The sequence below is a fragment of the Pseudomonas sp. B37(2017) genome, assembly GCF_002112885.1.
In the GTDB taxonomy this organism is placed as follows: domain Bacteria; phylum Pseudomonadota; class Gammaproteobacteria; order Pseudomonadales; family Pseudomonadaceae; genus Aquipseudomonas; species Aquipseudomonas paraglycinae.
In genome coordinates this window covers 202,816-220,209 of sequence record NZ_NEIX01000010.1, presented here as the reverse complement: position 1 = coordinate 220,209, position 17,394 = coordinate 202,816, and the positions used below count along the sequence as shown (strand labels likewise).

Here is a 17,394-nt window from a genome sequence, read left to right as displayed (position 1 = left end):
CTTTCACGACCTGTGGATAACTCTGTTGATGGATTTATCGTGGATCCAATATCCACGGCTGTTTCAGGCCATTAACAGCACTGGTCATTTTTTGTTCACATAAATAAAAAACCGGCAAAACAGGGATTTGCGACTCAAATGAGAACCCGTCCACAAAAACCTGCCTAAGCCCGCCCTCTTCAGAGCCTGTTGTGCATAAGCCCTCGACCAAAAGGACATAACCGCCGAATCGCGGACGCCGGCAACGGGCAATTGCGCCTGCCATCCGCCCTTGCTATACAGACCTACGCCGTGCAGGTAGCGCGCGCCCGAACAAGAAAAATCTGACCGACAGGAAGCGACCGTGACGTTCATTTCTTACGCACAGAATTTCGAGGACGTTCGCCTTTGGCGCGCCCTGCAGTATTTTGAAAACGGCTTTTATATCGATGTCGGCGCCAATGACCCGATCCACGATTCGGTCACCAAAGCCTTTTATGATCGCGGCTGGCAAGGTATTAACGTCGAACCGATGCAGAACTACTACGACGCACTCCGCCAGCATCGCCCCCGCGACACCACGCTGCAATGCGTGGCCAGCGACCAGCCGGGCGAACTGACTTTCTACGGCATTCCCGACACCGGGCTGTCCACCGCTGACCCGGTCGTTGCGCAAGAACGCAAAAACCTCGGCATGGACGTGCAAAGCCTCACCGTCAACGCACGCACACTGACCTCGATCTGCGAAGAACACGCCGCTGAGCGGCCGATCCACTTCCTGAAAATCGACGTCGAAGGCCACGAAGAAACCGTCCTGCGCGGCATGGACTTCAGCCGCTTCCGCCCCTGGATCATCCTCATCGAAACCCCATGGGAGCGCGACCACACCTGGGAACACCTGGTGACCGACGCCGGCTACACCAACGTCCTGTTCGACGGCCTCAACAGCTTCTTCCTGGCCAACGAACACATCAATCTCAAACCCGCGTTCGACCTGCCACCGTGCAACCTCGACAACTTCCAGCTGTGCAAAGGCCACAACCTCGCCCACCCGGTAAACCCTGCACTGGAAACCGCCCTGCAACGCGCCGAACAAGCCGAAGCCGAACTGCGCGCCATGCAAAACAGCCGCGCCTGGCGCACTGTACAAAAACTGCGCAACGTCCTGCGCCGGGCGTGATTCGCAGAGGGCGCAAAAATAGTCTGAATTCAGGGGTTTACAGAAGCACCCGAGTCGCTATAATCGTCGCCCACACGCCGGTATAGCTCAGATGGTAGAGCAACTGACTTGTAATCAGTAGGTCCCGGGTTCGATTCCTGGTGCCGGCACCATACAAAACGAAGCCCCTGCAGAAATGCAGGGGCTTTGTTGTTTCTGGGGATTATGAATGCCCGCGTTTAAACGCTTACGATCTGCCGGCGTAATTCTTCTTCACGTAACGGTTGATGTAACTGTTTAAACCTCGCCCTGCCACAGCCAAACGCATTAGCTCTGCCACAATCACTGCGCCGGGCTTGTGCGAATCATAAAGATAATTTCTGTAAGCACCCTCTGCGAATTGAATCGTGATTGATCCCCGCCCTAGTTCATAAGCAATCACGCCCGAATCTCCAGCCAGGTTCTTATACTGCTCCATAACATCCTTCCCCGACCGTACGATCGCGAGTAACTGTTTCTAATCAAAATAGACGACTCTCAACATGTCCTTAGGCTTAGGCTCGCTGATTTTCCCCTTGAACTCGCGGGAGCTTCGCAAGGCGCTGGTCGATGAAAATTCATAAACCGTCGCCCACAAAAAAGCCCTCGCATCTCTGCAAGGGCTTTGTGTTACCGCATCAATCAGTGCCCAGCACTCTGCCCGCCATCTACATGCAGAATCTCGCCAGTCACAAAGTTCGCGTTATCGAGATACACCACCGCCTGCGCGATATCGTCGATTTCGCCCATGTGCCCAACCGGATGCAGAGCGCCCAGTGCCGCGTGGGTTTCCTCGCCATGCATCGGTGTCTTGATGATGCCCGGCGATACCGCGTTCACCCGGATTCCGCGTTTAGCGTATTCGATGGCCAAGGATTTGGTGGCGGCGTTGAGGCCGCCCTTGGTCAGCGAAGCGAGGACCGAGGGCACGCCGTCGATGGCGTGGTCGACCAGGCTGGTGGTGATGTTGACCACGTGGCCCTTGCCTTGTTTTTCCATCTCGGCGATGGCCAGTTGGGTGATGTAGAAGAAACCGTTGAGGTTGACTGACAGCACGGCGGCGTAGTCTTCCGGTGTGTAGGCGGTGAACGGTTTGGCGACGAAGATGCCGGCGTTGTTGACCAAGGTGTCGATGCGGCCGAAGCGGGCCACGCCTTCGCTGATGACGCGCTGTGCGGTGGCGGGGTCGCCGATGTCGCCGGCGATGGTCAGGATCTGCGGATCGTTCGACGGTTTGATCGAGCGCGAGGTGGCGACGATGTTGTAGCCCAGTTCACGGAAGGCCTTGACCATGCCTTCGCCCAGACCTTGGGAAGCACCGGTGATAACGACGGTTTTTTTCGAATTGCTCATGATGAAATCCTCAATCAATAAGTAGGTGTTGAATCAGGCGGTAGCCAGTTGTTTCAGCATTTGTTCGTAGTACTCGACCGATTGCGAACCGGACACCAGGTGCTTGCCGTTTAGGATCAGCGCGGGCACCGAGTTGATCCCGTGCTGCCGGTAAAACGCCTGCAGTTGCCGCACTTCGCTGGCGAATTCGTCGTTGGCCAGCACCTTGCGGGCCCTTGCCGCATCCAGTCCCGCTTCGGTTGCCAGACGGATCAGCGTCGGGTGATCGTTGGGGTTGTCGCCGTCGCGGAAGTAAGCGCGCAGCAGGATCTTTTTCAGCGCGACCTGCCGCCCTTCCTGCGCCGCCCACATCAGCAATCGATGAGCGTCGAAGGTGTTGTGAAAGTGCGTGCGTTTCTCCAGGTCGAACTCGAAACCGATGGCTTTGCCGCGTTCGATCTGCATCTTCTTGCCGGCGGCGACGTCTTCGGCGGTGCGGCCGTATTTGCGCATCAGGTGCTGCACGGCCGGTTCGCCTTCGGCGGGCATGTCCGGGTTGAGTTCGAAGGGCTTGTAGGTCAGCTCCACCGAAATCTCGCCGGCCAGATTGCCGATCGCCTGCTCCAGCGCTGTCGCCCCGAGTGCGCACCAGGGGCACACCACGTCGGAGACGAAATCGATGGTCACGGTCGGGGTCATGACTGACCCCGTTCCGCCAGCTGTCGGCGGTACTCAGTGGTAGTGATGCCGGCGTAGCCCCAGTTATCGGTGTCGACTTCTTCGATCACGATGTGGGTCAGGTCCGGGCGCTTGTTGAGGACGCGTTCCAGGGTTTCAGTGATTTCGGCGATCACCTGAGCTTTCTGCTCGCGGGTAACACCGTCGCGGGTGATGCGTACGCTGACAAATGGCATGACGACGACTCCAGTGACCTGCCCTCGGGATGATGGTCAGGTGTTGGAGCTCAATGTAGGCGCGTGCCGGGAGGGGAAAAAGTAGGGGTGGGGTACTTCATTTGTGATGCGGTGTAATGAATTGATACGCCTATGTCGCTACCGCTTACCCATTGAAGCCGTAGGTTGACACATCAGATTCAGTGGCCGAGAATCGGCCCCAAGAGCGCGAAACCGACTGCCATCAGGTGGCGATAGTCGGCGTTAGGAACCCCGTTGATGACCTGAAAATCAGCGTTCGGGTGAGACCTCTTCTCCCCTGCTTGAGGGAGCACAATATCAAGTAACTTTTTCGTGAAGGGCAGCCTGCTAAGGCTGCCCTTTTTGTTTGGGCCATCGGTAACGTTGGAACAGCAGCTCTCCATGCCGATGCTTGTTCAGTCCCTTTTTGTCACAATTCATGAAGTTCCAGAGTACGTTGCCGTGATCGATATGGATCACGACCAGCATCTGGTATTTCGTGTTGTAGACACCGATGTATGTCAGTCGGAAAGAGTCGTCATCGTAGGAGATCTTCCAGATCTCTAACGGCTTTTTCAGGGTGTCTTGCGCGAAGTCTGTGAAGCGCTCCCGAGCATTCGGGCGTTTTTCCACAATGTGCAACAAGTGCTCGCGCCTCACCAGAACAGGGCAAATGGGTGTCTCAATCACTGTTGAATTGAGGCCGTCATGAAGTCCGAAGCCTTTGGCAACTTGCTCCCATGCAGCCTCCAGACTCTCGGCACCCGGACATTCTCTGATCGCAGAAGTCAGCAACCCCAGATCAATGTCCCGAATGTCCGGTAAACCAAGATCCTTCCAGTTCTTTTGTTCAGGTAACGCCCTGCTCCCAGGCACACTCATTGGCATCTTCTCGCTAGCTTCGCGGATGCCGGCATTGCCTGGATATCCAATGGCCTCGGACTGAAAAAGTCCCGAAAGTAACTGCCTGATATTTCAGCCACTTGTGCTGCGGTAATAAATCAGCCCGTTCTTGTCTTTCAATAGGAGGCTTCCGGCATCAACGCTGAACAGCGCGAGATGGCTGTACGAATTTGTCCCAGCCGCTGTAATCCAACCGCACAAAAAAAGTGCCCGACTCCTAAGAGTCGGGCACTTTTTTTGACCCCAATCACCCCCACGTCACCAAAAACCCCGATCCTGTGTCAGCCTCCAGCCATCGGCGGGGACATCAATTCGCTACTAATTGCGCGACAACTATGCTCAGGTACAGGAATATAGCCGGCAAATGGCGCCGTTCAGGCCGTCACGTACACAACAATACCCAGCCCACTTCAGAGGGCATTACCCATGGATAGCAGAACCTTACGCAACCTCATGCGCATCGTGCAGACCGGCTCGTTGTCGGCCGCAGCCGAGCATTCGTGCCTGACTGTGCAGGCCCTGGCCGCACAGTTGAACAAGGTCGAAGAGCAGTTCGGTTTCCGCTTGTTTAGACGATCCAACAAGGGGCTGACGCTGACGCCGCAAGGCACCGAGCTGACGCCCTATATGGACAGAGTGCTGATTGCCACGCGGCAGATGGAAGAGAAAGTCGAAGCGTTGAAGGTGCCGGGACAGCGCACGTTGAAAGTGGCGTTGAACACCACGCTGGCGCCGGACTTCAACCGGCGAATGATCGGACGCCTGATCGAGGTGTTTCCTGATTACCAGATGGAATTCAGCTACGCCGAGTCGATGGAAAACCTCAGCAAGCTGAAGAACGAAGACTTCGACCTTGCGGTGCTGATCGGCCCGCAGCGTCCGGGTCTTCCGAGCATTGTCCTGCCGGAAGTGCAGGTGCAGGTGGTCGGCGCGCACTGCGGTCAGGAGAACGATCCGCTGACGTTGCTTGGCAACAAGTTTCAGGTGCGTCCCGCAGAAGATTGTCCGTATTCCCACAGCTTTTTGCGTTTTCTCGACGCCGGGCTGGGCAATCACGAGAACAGTCAGCGGACGATCTACTCCTGCAGCGAAACGCTGACCCTGTCGCTCATCACCCAGATGGACGCCGTCGGCATGGTCTCCCGCGAGGCCGCGCAGAAGAACGGCCTGACGATTTTCCCCGGGTTCGAGGATTTCCTCGAAGTGCGCCTGGCGGTGAACAACCCGGATCTGTCCGGCCAGGCGTTGAACGACGTGGTCGATCTGCCGCTACATGAACGAGCCGAGCGCAATGTACGCAGCCGTCCCAACCGCCACACTGAGAAAGAGGTTTTTGCTGAAATACGCACATAACAGCGTCGGAATCGCTGCATAGAATTCCGGGCGATCGAGCTGTATGTGCTGATCCTTGATCAACAAGGGTGTCAGGCTGATCGCAGCGACGATCGCCACCGGCAGGTACTCCAGCGCCCGGGCGACGAAGGGCGGCCAGTGCTCGGTGTTGACCTGCAGCGGCAAGGCCCGTGGCAGGAAGGTCACGGCCATCATCAGCGCGACCACCAGAATCAGGAACGTTTGGTCAGGCATACACCCACTCCGCAGCCCACAAACGTGGCGATGAAAACGTTGAATGGCGAGCTGCCCACCAGACTCAGTGCGCCCATGCAGACGACTGCGGCCAGAGCGGCGATGAGTTTGTTGCGGGTGTTGCACAGCGAGACCAGCACGTAGAGCATCATCGCGGTCAGCGCGTAATCGAGCTGGTATTTGATCAGGTGCGACGCGTACTGCGCGCACAGAGCGCCGAGCAATCCGCCGATCACCCAAGAGGTGTGGCAGAACAGGTTGAAGCCGATCAGATATCGAATGTTCACCGGCGCACCAGTGCCCAGTTTGACGCTGTGGAAGGCGAACGATTCGTCGGTCAGCCCGCCGGCGTAACACCAGCGCTCCATGCGGCTCAGACCCAGCGCCCGCAGGGCCTTCGCCATGTAGACCGACATCAGCATGTGCCGCGCGTTGATCAGAAACGTGGTCAGCACAATGGTGGTCAGCGACGCCCCGCTGCTGATCAGCGCCAGCGCCGCAAATTGCGAAGCCCCGGCATACACGAACAGACACATGGCCACCGGCAGCCACAGCGGCAGCCCCGCGTTGACCGCCATCAGCCCGAACACGAACGACACGGTGAAGTAACCGGCCACCACCGGGCTGGCTTCGGCAAAGGTGCGCGACGGCTGACGGTCGACCATCAGCGGCGCACTGCCGGATGTTTCATTCATAGATCCCTCTCAAATGTTCGCTCGCCGTGAGGTTCGCAAAAACCCTGGGCCGTCCAGAAACGCTTGCCCGCGAGGTTAGCATCGTCGACGAACAGAAACATCCGCAGCACACCGACCCGTTTCATGTCAGCCGACGCCGCTTCCACCAACCGCTGGCCGACGCCCTGGCTGCGATAGCGCAGGCTGACCGCCAGATGATTGATCGTGCCGCGACTGCCCAGCATGCCGCCCAGCACCGCGCCGACGATTTCGCCTTCAACATCGAAGGCCAGATACGCCGTGGTGGTTTTCTGGATCAGCACGCCGCGCAGGCATTTGGCGTCCTGCCATTCGCAGAACGACACTTCGTCGAACTGGCGGAAGAAACGCTCCATGCGCTGCGCGTCCTTGGCCGTCGCGCGCCGCAGCACCACCGGCGTCGAGCATTCGACGCCGTCGATTTGGGCAATCTGATTAGCGAACAATGTCGAAAGCGGTCCCGGGCCGCGAGAAAGAAATTGCCAGGATCTGCCGGTACGCCATGGCATGGGTATGGGTGTTGCGCGCCGGTGTCACGTAGTGGCGCATGTCGCGGTCGAGGAAGTAGGTGGTGTCGAGGATTTCCTGGTAGGTGGTCGAGGCCAGTTGATGCTCGTGGATGTCGTACAAACGACTCTCGGCACCCTCGACATTGTTGCGGCCCCAGAAGTGCACGCCGCTGAACGGATAACCGTCGCAGTGAATCCCTTCCGGGGTGATTTCCAGTTGTTTGCCGGGTTTGATCTCGATGCGGATCTGATGGATCTGGCACTGCCAGATTTCATCGTGCAGCTCTTCCGGCAACACGCTTTTGTACACTTCGAAATCGGTGTCGATCAGGCTGCGCATCACCGGCGAGCTGATGACTTCGTCCGAGAAGTCCTGGAAGTGCCGTACCACGCCGCCCACATAGCTGTTGTTGGCCTTGGATTGCACGTACGCGCGATGTTCCAGTTGCTTCAGTTCGCGAGTCTTGGGGTTGTACTCAAAGTCGCTGTAACGACGGTAACGCATGCCGGCTTCGGCCTGACCGTAGTAACTGTCAGGCTCCATGTTTTCCCAACTTTTGGTCAGTCTGACGAAGTCGGCGAAATGACCGTAGAGATTGAAGTCAGCACCCTGCACATTGGCGTACTTGTCGCGCCGTAGCGATTCGCCCACTTCTCTGGTTAAAACGATCATTACCAAATTCTCCGCTGCATTGAGCGGCCTAATCTATTAGGTGGAGAATTTGCGTCCATGAGAAAGAATTTCAGGCATTTAAAGCCCTGTTTGAAACGCGATTTGAAACGGCTTGAAAGTGCATTTCAAATGACAAAAACACGGGTTTTTATGCTGTTTTTTCAAAAAGCGTCAAAAAAAAACCCCGAACAAGTCGGGGTTTTTCTGTCGCGTTTCGCGGGTTCAACCGATCATCAGAAGATGTTGATCGGGTAGTCCACGAACACACGCAGTTCGTTGCCGCTGACGTTGTATTCGCTGGATTTCTGCGAAACACGCAGGATCGAGCTACGCAGCTTGATGCTCAAGTCTTTGGCCGGGCCACTTTGCACGACGTACTTGAACTGGTTGAAGATCTCGCGCTCGGTGCCGCCTTCGCTGGTGGACGTGGTGATGTTGTCACCACGCACGTACGCGAAGTTGTAGCTCAGACCCGGTACACCGAATGCGCTGAAGTCCAGGCCGTAGCCCAACTGCCAGCTGCGCTCGTCTTCAGCGTTGAAGTCGGACCAGTAGGAGTTGGCCAGGTAGATGGTGTTGCCACCGTCACCCACGCGACCCTGACCTTTCTGGTAACCGCCGTAGGCGTAACCCAGGTTGCTGTCGCCGGTGGAGCGCTGGTGCGCCACGGTGAACGAGTGCGGGCCGGTGGCGAAGGTCGCTGCCAGGCTCCAGATCTTGTTGTCGTCGCCGGTCACACCGTTTTCGCGGACGTAGGAGTTGTCCAGCTTGGTGCGGTAGCCGTTGAAGTCCAGGGTCAGGGACTGATCCTTGTCGATCGGGAACACGTAGTTGGCGTTCACGTATTGCTTCTTCAGCACGTCTTCGACGTCGGAAGCGTACAGCGCTGCCTTGAACTGTTCGGTGAACTGGTAGCTACCGCCCAACACGTTGATCGACTTCAGACCACCGCTGTCACGGCCTTCAGCGCTTTTACGCGATTCAGCGGTGAAACGACCGGCATTCAGTTCCAGGCCTTTGATCTCTTTGGAAGTGATCAAGGTACCGGTGTAGCTTTCCGGCAGCAGACGCGAGTTGTCGTAGTTCAGCACCGGCAGGGCCGGCATCTGGTCGCCGTAGGTCAGTACGGTGTTGGACAGACGGAATTTGACCGCTGCGCCGCCCTTGGACAGGTCGTCAGCCGCGTTGCCGCTGTCACCCTGTTTGAAGAAGTCGATACCGCCAGCGCCGCTGCGGCCCTTGCCGCCGTCCAGACGCAGCGCGTACAGACCGAACGCGTCCACACCTACACCGACGGTGCCTTGGGTGAAACCGGACGAGAACGTACCGATAGCCGCTTGGCCCCACTCGGCTTTATCGTCGTTACCGTCTTTGTAGTCACGATTGATGTAGGCATTGCGCAGCAGCACTTTGAGGCTGCTGTCTTCAACAAAACCCTTGGACTCGGCCTGGTCGTTAGCCATGGCCGAAGTGGCACTCAACATCCCCAGTGCGATCAGACTGATTCGCTTGTTCAACATTTTGTTTTCCTTATTACGGGTTGAAACGCGCTGTGTCGAACGGCTGAAACGGCGCTTATTGCACTCTTTTATTCACCCCGAAACAAAAAGACCCGCTCAAGACAATGTCATGGCGGGCCTGCTCCTAATTTTGAGTCATGGCGGTTAGCCACAGGCGTTGGGCCGAATCGTAGCCGCGCCCTCAACAATGTGTCAATTTCAAGAATCGTCTTTAAATAGGCGAAAAACGTCTAAAAAAAGTAAATTTTGCGATGGCTTCGTGCACGGAATTGCTCGCAGTCAGGGATTTTGATGCGGGATTACGCGCAACCATCGAGGCCACAGACCTGCAGGGTTTCAGTCCCTGGTGCGGGTGTAAACGACTCGCTCAGCCATTGAGCGAAGGCTTCGGACTTGCCCAGCCACGGCCCGATATCAACCAGTGTGAACTGACCGTCCTGTTCCAGTGCAAAAGTTGGAAAACCCTGCCCACCAACTTTTGCCAACAGGGCGCGGCTGTTCTTTATATGTTGTTCGGTGTCGACGGACTGCACGGTGTTCAAGAAAATATCGGCGTTGTAGCCCAACTCCACCGCACATTCCAACAGCACACTTTCGTCGGCGATTCGCCGCCCTTCGACATAGTGCGCAGTCTGCAAACGGCCAAGTAGTTCCAGGCCACGACCGTCGATTTTTTCCGCTGCCATCACAGCAGCAATCGGTGGTGCCGAATCAAACACCGCCGAATGATCGCGCAACAATCCTTCGAAGTAGGCGTCGCCGAATGGCTGACCGGTGTATTCGGCAATGCGCCGATCATGCGGCATTACGTAATTGCGCAGTTGCGGTGAAACGTTCTGGCGGTTGGCACCGGTCATCATGCCGCCTGCGTGGGCGATCACCGGCAGCACTTGCTGTGCGGCTTGCACCAGTGGTTTGGCGCCATAGCACCAGCCGCACAGCGGGTCGTAGATGTAATGAAGAGTCATCGGAAAGCTCCGGTCTGAAGGTGGGAAAAATGATGTCGGCACATTAGTCCCTCGGTCGTTGCGGAAAAACGCCGGAATGGCTTTCAGTCTGTTTCGGCAATCGATCAAATGCACTCGTTGTCCGCTCCGATACAAATCTGAAATAAATTGACACAATCAAACCACGGAACCTTTCAGGAATAATTAACGGAAGTAAATGCAAAGCATTACCATTCGCGCGCTCGAATTCTTCCACCCTTTCGGATGCGCTTTTCAATGCCTGCCCCGTTCCGTCTCACGCCCGTCACGCTTGGGCTTTCTGCCTTTTTGTCTTCCGGTTTTGCTTACTCCGCGACCGAACTGCCCGCCACCTCGATCAGTGCCGAAACCCAGGCCGACGACCCGCGTGTGAAGGTCAGCAATACCGCGACCCGTACTTCAACACCCGTGCGTTACGTGCCCCAGGCAATCGACTCGGTCAAGACCGCCAACTTCGCCAACTACGGCACCAATGACTTGGGCGACGCCTTGAGCGGCATGCCCAACGTCAGCAGCGGCGGCGACACGCGCTTCGACAGCCTGCGCATCCGTGGCTTCGATGCCAGCAATGACTTCTATCTGGACGGCATCCGCGACGACAGCCAGTACAAGCGCGACCTGCACAACATCGAACGCGTCGAAGTGCTCAAAGGCCCGGCCGCTGTGTTGTATGGCCGTGGTAGCCAGGGCGGGATCGTCAACCGCGTGAGCAAGGCTCCCGAATTCGGTCGCCGCTCGACCATCGAGGCCCAGGGTGGCAGCGAAGATCTGCGCAGCCTGTACGCTGACCTCAGCACCGACCCGAGCGACAACATCAGCCTGCGCCTGAACATGGGCAACATGGACGAGAACAGCTTCCGCGACGGCGTCAGCGGCAATCGCCAGCTGTTCGCACCGTCGATGAGCTGGCAGCTCACGCCTGACCTGAACTGGCTGGTGCAATACGAATACAGCCGCTACAACCGCACACCGGATCGCGGTATTCCCGGGGTCGGTGGACGTCCGGCAGATGTCGGCCGGGACACGACCTACGGCAACGATCACGATTTCATCGACGACAAAACCCAGTCCCTGCGCTCGAAGCTGAGCTATGAAATCAACGATAACTGGCAGCTGCGCCACACGCTCGGCGTGTTCAAGCTCGACAGCGATTTCGACAACACCTACCTCACCGGTTACACCCCGACGACCAAGAAGGTCACCCGGCAGCACTGGCAACAGGATCTGACCACCCGCAACGTGTTCAACAACGTTGAGCTGGAAGGCGGTTTCGAAACCTTCGGCCTCGAGCATCGCCTGCTGACCGGCCTCGAAACCGGCAGCCAGCGCCGCGACCCGACGCTGTACAACGCCGCCACCGGCCGTGGTACTCAACCGGTGCCATCGCTGGATCTGTACACCCCCAACCGCGACCTGCGCCACACCGGGCGCATGCAGGTGTCGAGCAGCAGCCACACCGAAGTCGAAAGCCGCGCGGTCTACGTTCAGGATCAACTGCGCCTCAACGATCAATGGCAATTGCTCGCCGGTCTGCGCTACGACACCTTCGATATCGAGTCGACCAACAAGCTGCGCAACATCTCCGAAGACCGTGACAGCCATAGCACCAGCCCGCGTTTCGGCGTGGTCTGGACGCCGCTGCAGAACCACTCGTTCTACGCCTCGTGGACCAAGACTTTCTCGCCGGTCGGCGGCGGTCTGATCGGCATCACCCCGGGCGCGGCCGGCAACACCAATGACCTGAGCCCGGAGCTGACCAAGCAGAAAGAAATCGGCGTGAAGAGCGACTGGCTCGACGATCGCCTGAGCACCACCCTCGCCGTCTATGAGCTGGAACTCTACAACCGTCGCACCACCGATCCGAACGACCCGACCCTGACCGTGCTCAGCGGTCTGCAACGCTCGCGCGGGATCGAGCTGACCGGTACCGGCAAGATCGTCGGCAACTGGTACGTGCGCGGCGGCGTCGGTGTGCAGGACGCAACTATCGAGAAGGACAACAACGGCCTGGAAGGTAAACGCGTGAACAACGTGGCCAAGCGCAACGGCAGCCTGTTCCTGACCTGGAAACCGGAAATGGGCTGGTACGCCGAAACCGGCCTGACCCTGGTCGGTCAGCGTTATGCCGACAACGCCAACACCACCGTGCTGCCGGGCTACGGTCGCTGGGACGCACTGGTCGGCTACCGCCACAAGGACTGGGACCTGCGTGGCGCCCTGAACAACATCACCGACCGCGAGTATTACTCGTCGGCCACCAGCGCGTTCCAGATCCAGCCGGGCGCACCGCGCAGCCTGGTGGTTACCGGCACCTACAGCTTCTGATATCGCGCCCATAAAAAAAGCGCTGCCATCCCGGCAGCGCTTTTTACAATCCTTGTTTGTTCTTCTTATCCTTCCATCACATCCCAAAGTGCTTCCAGTTCGGCCTCGCTGAACAGGCCAGCGGGGTAACGCTCGATCATCATCCGGCGCGGATCAGGTTCCCTGATCTGACGCGTTCCATTGGACTTCAACCAGTGCGCGACAATCTGGAGCGACTCACTATTTACAGCCATGGGATGCAACGTCCGCTCGCTGATTACGTTCACTTCGGCGTTCATTTCAGCGCTCTCTCCCCGTTCATGAGCGGCTACGTTATCCAAGGTTTATGACAGAACTGTTGAAGTTCTCCCCCCTCCCTAGTGCGCCATGAGCGATACAAGACCTATGCCAACGTCATGAAATTGTCGACCGGCGGACATAAAGAAACCCGCAGTCCTGACGGGCTGCGGGTTTCTCTTCAACCGTGGGCAACAAATGACTGCCCGGTCGTTTTTTCAATCAACTCAAGCTGTTACATCCGCACTCACTCTTTGTGCGGTGCGGGTTGCTGTTGGGTAAGGCAGTGAATATTGCCACCGCCCAGTAACAGTTCGCGGCCCGGCACCATCACCACTTCGTGTTGCGGGAACAGGTTCTGCAGGATCTCCCGGGCCGGCGCGTCCATCGGATCGTCGAAGCTTGGCGCGATGATGCCGCCGTTGACGATCAGGAAGTTCACGTAGGAACCGGCCAGACGCACGCTAGGGTTACGTTCCTGAGTGCCATCCACCGGATCCACGCCCGCGCACTCTTCTTCAGTGGCGAACAGCGGCCCCGGAATCGGCATCTTGTGCACCGTGAACGGGCGGCCCTTGGCGTCGGTGCTGCTTTCCAGCACTTTCATCGCGGCCTGGCAGCGCGGGTAGTTCGGATCCTGCGGATCGTCGGTCCACGCCAGCAACACTTCGCCCGGACGCACGTAGCAGCAGAAGTTATCCACATGGCCGTCGGTTTCGTCGTTGAACAGGCCATCCGGCAGCCAGATGATCTTGTCCACCGACAGGTTTTCGCTGAGCACCGCTTCGATTTCTTCGCGGCCCAAATGCGGGTTGCGATTGCGGTTGAGCAGGCATTCTTCGGTGGTGATCAGGGTGCCTTCGCCGTCGACATGAATCGAGCCGCCTTCGAGCACGAAACCTTCGGTGCGATAACGCGAGCTGCGCTCGATTTCGAGGATCTTGCCGCCGACCTGGGAATCGCGGTTCCACGGCGAATACAGGCCGCCGTCAAAGCCGCCCCAGGCGTTGAAGTCCCAGTTCACACCGCGCACTTCGCCGCTGTTGTTGATCACGAAAGTCGGGCCGCTGTCGCGAACCCAGGCGTCATCGCTGGACATCTCGACCACACGGATATTCGGCACGTCGAGGCGAGCGCGAGCGTTTTCGTACTGGCCGGCGGACACCGCCACGGTCACCGGTTCGAAACGCGCGATGGCCTTGGCCACAGCGGCATGGGCAGCCTGAGCTGGCTTGCCGCCCAGACGCCAGTTGTCCGGACGTTCCGGCCAGATCATCCAGGTCTGGGTTTGCGGTGCCCATTCGGCCGGCATGTAGAAGCCATCGGCGCGTGGTGTGCTTTTCAATGTGGTCATGTCGATCAGACTCCAGGGAACCGTCGAGGGTTTTCAACACGCCGTACAGGGATGGACGACGGACTATGGCGACTTTATAAACGATAAATATCGGCTTTAGAAGCCAATAATAAAAAACAATCTGAATTAGCCCCTTCAAATACCGATACAAATCGGTATTTGAAGGTTGCGGATCGTTTCAAAGCCCTTCTTCAAGCACCTTCGCCAGCATGTCGACAAAGAAATCCACGCTCTGACGCGAGGTGACCATCGGCGGCTTGATCTTCAGGACGTTCAGGTAATCGCCGGTTGGCTGCATGAAAATCCCCAGCGCCCGCAGACGATCACACAACAGCGTGGTTTCCTCGGTCGCCGGTTCCAGGGTTTCCCGATTGCGGATCAGCTCGACCCCCAGATAGAACCCGGAACCGTGCACCGCGCCGACCAACGGATATTGATCGATCAACGCCTCCAGCCGGGTCTTGAAGTGAGCGCCGACCACTTGGGCGTTTTCCCAGAGTTTTTCTTCTTCCATGACGTCGAGCACCGCCATGCCGATCTGGCAGCTCACGGGACTGCCGCCGGCGGACGAGAAGAAATAACCCTCGGCTTCCAGCGCCTCGGCGATTTCCCGGCGGGTGATCACAGCACCCAGCGGCTGGCCGTTGCCCATGCCTTTGGCCATGGTGATGATGTCCGGCACCACGCCCTGCTCTTCGAAACCCCAGAAGAAGTGGCCCATGCGCCCGTAACCGACCTGCACCTCATCGGCGATGCACACGCCGCCCCGGGCGCGCACCAGTTCATAGACTTTTTTCAGGTAACCCGGCGGCAGCGAGATCCCGCCCGCGTTGCCGTAGACCGGCTCGCAGATGAACCCGGCCAGTTGGCGTTTCTGCTCATCAATCTTCGCCAGATGATGTTCGACGCTGCGCACGTAATCCGGCGCCGAATCCGGGCCGCGAAATTCGCCGCGATAGGTGTTTGGAGCGGTGACCGCATGCACCCAGTCCGGGCGACTGCTCAGGGCCTGCGGGTTATCGGCAATCGAGGTCGAGACCGCGTCCGCGCCGACCGTCCAGCCGTGATAGGCCTCCAGCACGCTGATCATGTCGCGGCCACCGCTGGCGGCCCACGCCAGGCGAATCGCCAGGTCATTGGCCTCGCTGCCGCTGTTGACCAGGAACACCCGATCCATGCCCTCCGGCGCCAGCTTCAGCAAGCGCTCGGAAAACTCGGCGACCGCCGCATAGTTAAATCGCGAGTTGGTGTTGAGCAGCGACCACTGCCGGCTCGCCACCGCCGCCATGCGCGGATGACCGTGGCCGAGCACCGCGACGTTGTTGAGCATGTCGAGATAGGAGCGGCCCTGCATGTCGATCAGGTGATTGCGCCAGCCGCGCTCTATGCGCGGCGGGTCGACGTAATAATGCTTCTGGGTGCGGGCGAAACTGGCGTCGCGGCGCGCCAGCAGGGTTGCCGCGTCCAGCTCGGGTTCGGCGTCGCAGGCCAGGCCCAGCAGCGCGGCCGGTGATGGGGAAAGTGCTTGCCAAGCAGCCGCGCGGGTCGGCGTGCAGAACAGCGGCGCTTCAAGCTGTGCGCCGCGAATCAATTGCACGATCAACGGACCGTCCACCGAACCCATCACCTGGCCTTTGACCAGCGCTGCGCCGCCGTGCAACGAAGGTTTCACGCCCCACAAACGCAGGCTCAGTTGCGGGCCGTCGAGTCGCAGCGCGCCGTCGGCCGACAGGTGAAGTACGCCAGCAAACGGCGCTTCCACCGTCGAGCCTAGCGGTACGTGCAATTCAACGTGCAGCGGGAACGTCTCTGGTTCCTCGGCACTGTCCGGCCGGGTGCGCGACAACCGGTATTGCCCGTATCGACTGGCCGCCAGACCGTGGATGGCCGCGGCTTCACTCAACAGGCGCTGATCGATGCCAGGTTGCTCCCAGTTGCCCGCCTCGAAGTGCGCGCTCAACACCCCCAGATCGATCAACGCGAATTCGCGCCCGACCAGATCGGGCAGCAACGGCGCAAAACCTTCACTGTCGATGGCTGGCAATGTCTGGCCGACCGCCGTGAGAATCGCCGCCTCCATCAATGCCAGCGGCACCGAAGTGGCGACCCGGAAGATCTCCCACTCGTGGGTCAGGTTATCGCGGCTGTAGGTATTGCCCGGGTCGATGCTGACCTGTTGCTCGCCACTGAGCACCAGCACCGCCGCCCGTGCCACGATCAGCGGCCACAGCGCCAGCAGTTCTTCGTGTTGCAGCGGATTGACCGCGTGATAAGCCTGCACGGCCGGCAGAATCACGAACGGATCGCCGGCGGCGTGATGCAGCAGCGCGGCGCAGGTGACCGACAGATCGGTGATGCGCCAGGTGCGCACCAGATCGCCGAAATCGATAACGCCCTGCAATTGCCAGTGCCGCCGGACGTCACGCTGCCAGACCACGTTGTCATCGGTGATGTCCATGTGGATCGCCTGCACCGGCAGCTTTTCCAGCAGCGGCTGCAAACGAAGCCTGGCCTGTTCGGCAGCCTCGGCGATCAGCGCACGCTGGCGCTCGTCTTCGATCACCGGCAGCAGGTGCTCGATCAGTGCGCTGGCGTGGCGCGCGTCCCACTGCAATGTGCGCTCGAGCCCCGGATGGTCGAACCCGGCCAGGGCCAGATCCATTTCGCCGCAGAGCCGGCCGAACCCGGCAACAACCTCATGGCCAAGATGATCGAGAGCCGTCAGTGGCTGGCCCTCAATGTAATCGAGCAGTCGCACATGCACCGATTCTCCACCGACGTCCAGGGTCAGCAGGTCTTGGCCGTCATTGGCCGGGATGACCCGGGGAACGTGGACATCGCAGTGTTCAGCCAGATATTTCAGGCCAGCATGCTGGGCTTGCAGTTCGACCAGCGAATAGTCGCCCCGACAGATCTTCAGCACGAAGCGCCCACGCTCGCTGTCCACGCGATAGTTGAGGTCCTGTTGGCTGCCCAGCGCCTGCAACGTGCCGTTCAAGCCGTAATGCTGCGCCAGCAGATGCCGGGCCTGCTCCAGCGAAACCTGAGGGCTGGGCAAACTGGCGCGATGAATCAACGTGGCGAACGACATGGAACGACCCCTGAAATTTTATTAGGCGCCTATA

17 protein-coding genes and 1 tRNA gene are annotated in these 17,394 nt (G+C 58.8%); 4 read left to right on the top strand and 14 right to left on the bottom strand.

What is annotated here, in order from left to right:
• Positions 1 to 343 precede the first annotated feature (343 nt).
• Positions 344 to 1,159, top strand: coding sequence for an FkbM family methyltransferase (locus tag CAF90_RS23245; RefSeq protein ID WP_085608641.1), 816 nt, complete (start codon positions 344 to 346; stop codon positions 1,157 to 1,159).
• A gap of 76 nt (positions 1,160 to 1,235) precedes the next feature.
• Positions 1,236 to 1,311 (top strand) — tRNA-Thr (locus tag CAF90_RS23240).
• Between the two features lie 74 nt (positions 1,312 to 1,385).
• Here CAF90_RS23240 and CAF90_RS23235 read toward each other — a convergent pair.
• From CAF90_RS23235 to CAF90_RS29600, 5 genes are all read right to left on the bottom strand, one after another.
• Positions 1,386 to 1,616, bottom strand: coding sequence for a hypothetical protein (locus tag CAF90_RS23235; protein WP_085608640.1), 231 nt, complete (start codon positions 1,614 to 1,616; stop codon positions 1,386 to 1,388).
• A gap of 203 nt (positions 1,617 to 1,819) precedes the next feature.
• Positions 1,820 to 2,530 (bottom strand): SDR family NAD(P)-dependent oxidoreductase, encoded by a 711-nt coding sequence (locus CAF90_RS23230; RefSeq protein ID WP_085608639.1) that lies wholly within the window; start codon positions 2,528 to 2,530, stop codon positions 1,820 to 1,822.
• Positions 2,531 to 2,563: 33 nt separating this feature from the next.
• Complete coding sequence (locus CAF90_RS23225) at positions 2,564 to 3,208, bottom strand: DsbA family oxidoreductase (RefSeq protein WP_085608638.1); 645 nt, start codon at positions 3,206 to 3,208, stop codon at positions 2,564 to 2,566.
• Entirely contained in the window at positions 3,205 to 3,423 is a 219-nt protein-coding gene (locus CAF90_RS23220) for a 4-oxalocrotonate tautomerase family protein (protein ID WP_007952610.1), read from the bottom strand. Before CAF90_RS23220 ends, CAF90_RS23225 begins: the two co-directional genes overlap by 4 nt.
• 348 nt (positions 3,424 to 3,771) lie before the next feature.
• The gene (locus tag CAF90_RS29600; RefSeq protein ID WP_170929419.1) at positions 3,772 to 4,305 is read right to left on the bottom strand and encodes a PBECR2 nuclease fold domain-containing protein; all 534 of its coding nucleotides are present in this window, start codon (positions 4,303 to 4,305) and stop codon (positions 3,772 to 3,774) included.
• A 447-nt stretch (positions 4,306 to 4,752) separates the two neighbouring features.
• Here CAF90_RS29600 and CAF90_RS23210 point away from each other — a divergent pair, with 447 nt between their 5' ends.
• Positions 4,753 to 5,679, top strand: a complete 927-nt coding sequence (locus tag CAF90_RS23210; RefSeq protein WP_085608637.1) for a LysR family transcriptional regulator — start codon at positions 4,753 to 4,755, stop codon at positions 5,677 to 5,679.
• Here CAF90_RS23210 and CAF90_RS23205 read toward each other — a convergent pair.
• The 6 genes from CAF90_RS23205 to CAF90_RS23180 form a co-directional block, all read right to left on the bottom strand.
• Positions 5,596 to 5,913, bottom strand: coding sequence for an AzlD domain-containing protein (locus CAF90_RS23205; protein WP_007952614.1), 318 nt, complete (start codon positions 5,911 to 5,913; stop codon positions 5,596 to 5,598). The two genes, CAF90_RS23210 and CAF90_RS23205, sit on opposite strands and share 84 nt — an antisense overlap.
• Positions 5,892 to 6,608, bottom strand: coding sequence for an AzlC family ABC transporter permease (locus CAF90_RS23200; protein WP_085608636.1), 717 nt, complete (start codon positions 6,606 to 6,608; stop codon positions 5,892 to 5,894). Before CAF90_RS23200 ends, CAF90_RS23205 begins: the two co-directional genes overlap by 22 nt.
• A complete protein-coding gene (locus tag CAF90_RS23195) occupies positions 6,605 to 6,982 on the bottom strand; it encodes a GNAT family N-acetyltransferase (RefSeq protein WP_007952618.1) in 378 nt (125 codons plus the stop codon). The genes CAF90_RS23200 and CAF90_RS23195 overlap by 4 nt, the downstream gene beginning before the upstream one ends.
• A gap of 79 nt (positions 6,983 to 7,061) precedes the next feature.
• Complete coding sequence (locus tag CAF90_RS23190) at positions 7,062 to 7,808, bottom strand: 2OG-Fe dioxygenase family protein (RefSeq protein ID WP_085608635.1); 747 nt, start codon at positions 7,806 to 7,808, stop codon at positions 7,062 to 7,064.
• Between the two features lie 233 nt (positions 7,809 to 8,041).
• Positions 8,042 to 9,328, bottom strand: coding sequence for an OprD family porin (locus CAF90_RS23185; protein WP_085608634.1), 1,287 nt, complete (start codon positions 9,326 to 9,328; stop codon positions 8,042 to 8,044).
• A gap of 299 nt (positions 9,329 to 9,627) precedes the next feature.
• Positions 9,628 to 10,296: a DsbA family protein gene (locus CAF90_RS23180; RefSeq protein WP_007952625.1), complete on the bottom strand. Its 669-nt coding sequence runs from the start codon at positions 10,294 to 10,296 to the stop codon at positions 9,628 to 9,630.
• A gap of 255 nt (positions 10,297 to 10,551) precedes the next feature.
• Between CAF90_RS23180 and CAF90_RS23175 the strand changes: the two genes are divergently transcribed.
• A complete protein-coding gene (locus CAF90_RS23175; RefSeq protein WP_085608633.1) occupies positions 10,552 to 12,639 on the top strand; it encodes a TonB-dependent siderophore receptor in 2,088 nt (695 codons plus the stop codon).
• Positions 12,640 to 12,704: 65 nt separating this feature from the next.
• Here CAF90_RS23175 and CAF90_RS23170 read toward each other — a convergent pair whose 3' ends face one another.
• The 3 genes from CAF90_RS23170 to CAF90_RS23160 all read right to left on the bottom strand — a co-directional run bounded on the left by CAF90_RS23170 (position 12,705) and on the right by CAF90_RS23160 (position 17,360).
• On the bottom strand, positions 12,705 to 12,917 hold the full coding sequence (locus tag CAF90_RS23170) for a hypothetical protein (RefSeq protein ID WP_007952633.1): 213 nt from the start codon (positions 12,915 to 12,917) through the stop codon (positions 12,705 to 12,707).
• Between the two features lie 245 nt (positions 12,918 to 13,162).
• Positions 13,163 to 14,269, bottom strand: coding sequence for an agmatine deiminase (gene aguA, locus CAF90_RS23165; protein WP_085608632.1), 1,107 nt, complete (start codon positions 14,267 to 14,269; stop codon positions 13,163 to 13,165).
• 178 nt (positions 14,270 to 14,447) lie between these two features.
• A complete protein-coding gene (locus tag CAF90_RS23160; protein WP_085608631.1) occupies positions 14,448 to 17,360 on the bottom strand; it encodes an aminotransferase in 2,913 nt (970 codons plus the stop codon).
• Positions 17,361 to 17,394 lie beyond the last annotated feature (34 nt).

Coding starts and splice junctions, on each gene's coding strand:
- CAF90_RS23225 (WP_085608638.1), bottom strand. CDS start 3,208: ATGACCCCGACCGTGACCATCGATTTCGTCTCCGACGTGGTGTGCCCC.
- CAF90_RS23170 (WP_007952633.1), bottom strand. CDS start 12,917: ATGAACGCCGAAGTGAACGTAATCAGCGAGCGGACGTTGCATCCCATG.
- CAF90_RS23235 (WP_085608640.1), bottom strand. CDS start 1,616: ATGGAGCAGTATAAGAACCTGGCTGGAGATTCGGGCGTGATTGCTTAT.
- CAF90_RS23160 (WP_085608631.1), bottom strand. CDS start 17,360: ATGTCGTTCGCCACGTTGATTCATCGCGCCAGTTTGCCCAGCCCTCAG.
- CAF90_RS23195 (WP_007952618.1), bottom strand. CDS start 6,982: ATGGAGCGTTTCTTCCGCCAGTTCGACGAAGTGTCGTTCTGCGAATGG.
- CAF90_RS23200 (WP_085608636.1), bottom strand. CDS start 6,608: ATGAATGAAACATCCGGCAGTGCGCCGCTGATGGTCGACCGTCAGCCG.
- CAF90_RS23230 (WP_085608639.1), bottom strand. CDS start 2,530: ATGAGCAATTCGAAAAAAACCGTCGTTATCACCGGTGCTTCCCAAGGT.
- CAF90_RS23210 (WP_085608637.1), top strand. CDS start 4,753: ATGGATAGCAGAACCTTACGCAACCTCATGCGCATCGTGCAGACCGGC.
- CAF90_RS23190 (WP_085608635.1), bottom strand. CDS start 7,808: ATGATCGTTTTAACCAGAGAAGTGGGCGAATCGCTACGGCGCGACAAG.
- CAF90_RS23180 (WP_007952625.1), bottom strand. CDS start 10,296: ATGACTCTTCATTACATCTACGACCCGCTGTGCGGCTGGTGCTATGGC.
- aguA (WP_085608632.1), bottom strand. CDS start 14,269: ATGACCACATTGAAAAGCACACCACGCGCCGATGGCTTCTACATGCCG.
- CAF90_RS23175 (WP_085608633.1), top strand. CDS start 10,552: ATGCCTGCCCCGTTCCGTCTCACGCCCGTCACGCTTGGGCTTTCTGCC.
- CAF90_RS29600 (WP_170929419.1), bottom strand. CDS start 4,305: ATGAGTGTGCCTGGGAGCAGGGCGTTACCTGAACAAAAGAACTGGAAG.
- CAF90_RS23185 (WP_085608634.1), bottom strand. CDS start 9,328: ATGTTGAACAAGCGAATCAGTCTGATCGCACTGGGGATGTTGAGTGCC.
- CAF90_RS23205 (WP_007952614.1), bottom strand. CDS start 5,913: ATGCCTGACCAAACGTTCCTGATTCTGGTGGTCGCGCTGATGATGGCC.
- CAF90_RS23220 (WP_007952610.1), bottom strand. CDS start 3,423: ATGCCATTTGTCAGCGTACGCATCACCCGCGACGGTGTTACCCGCGAG.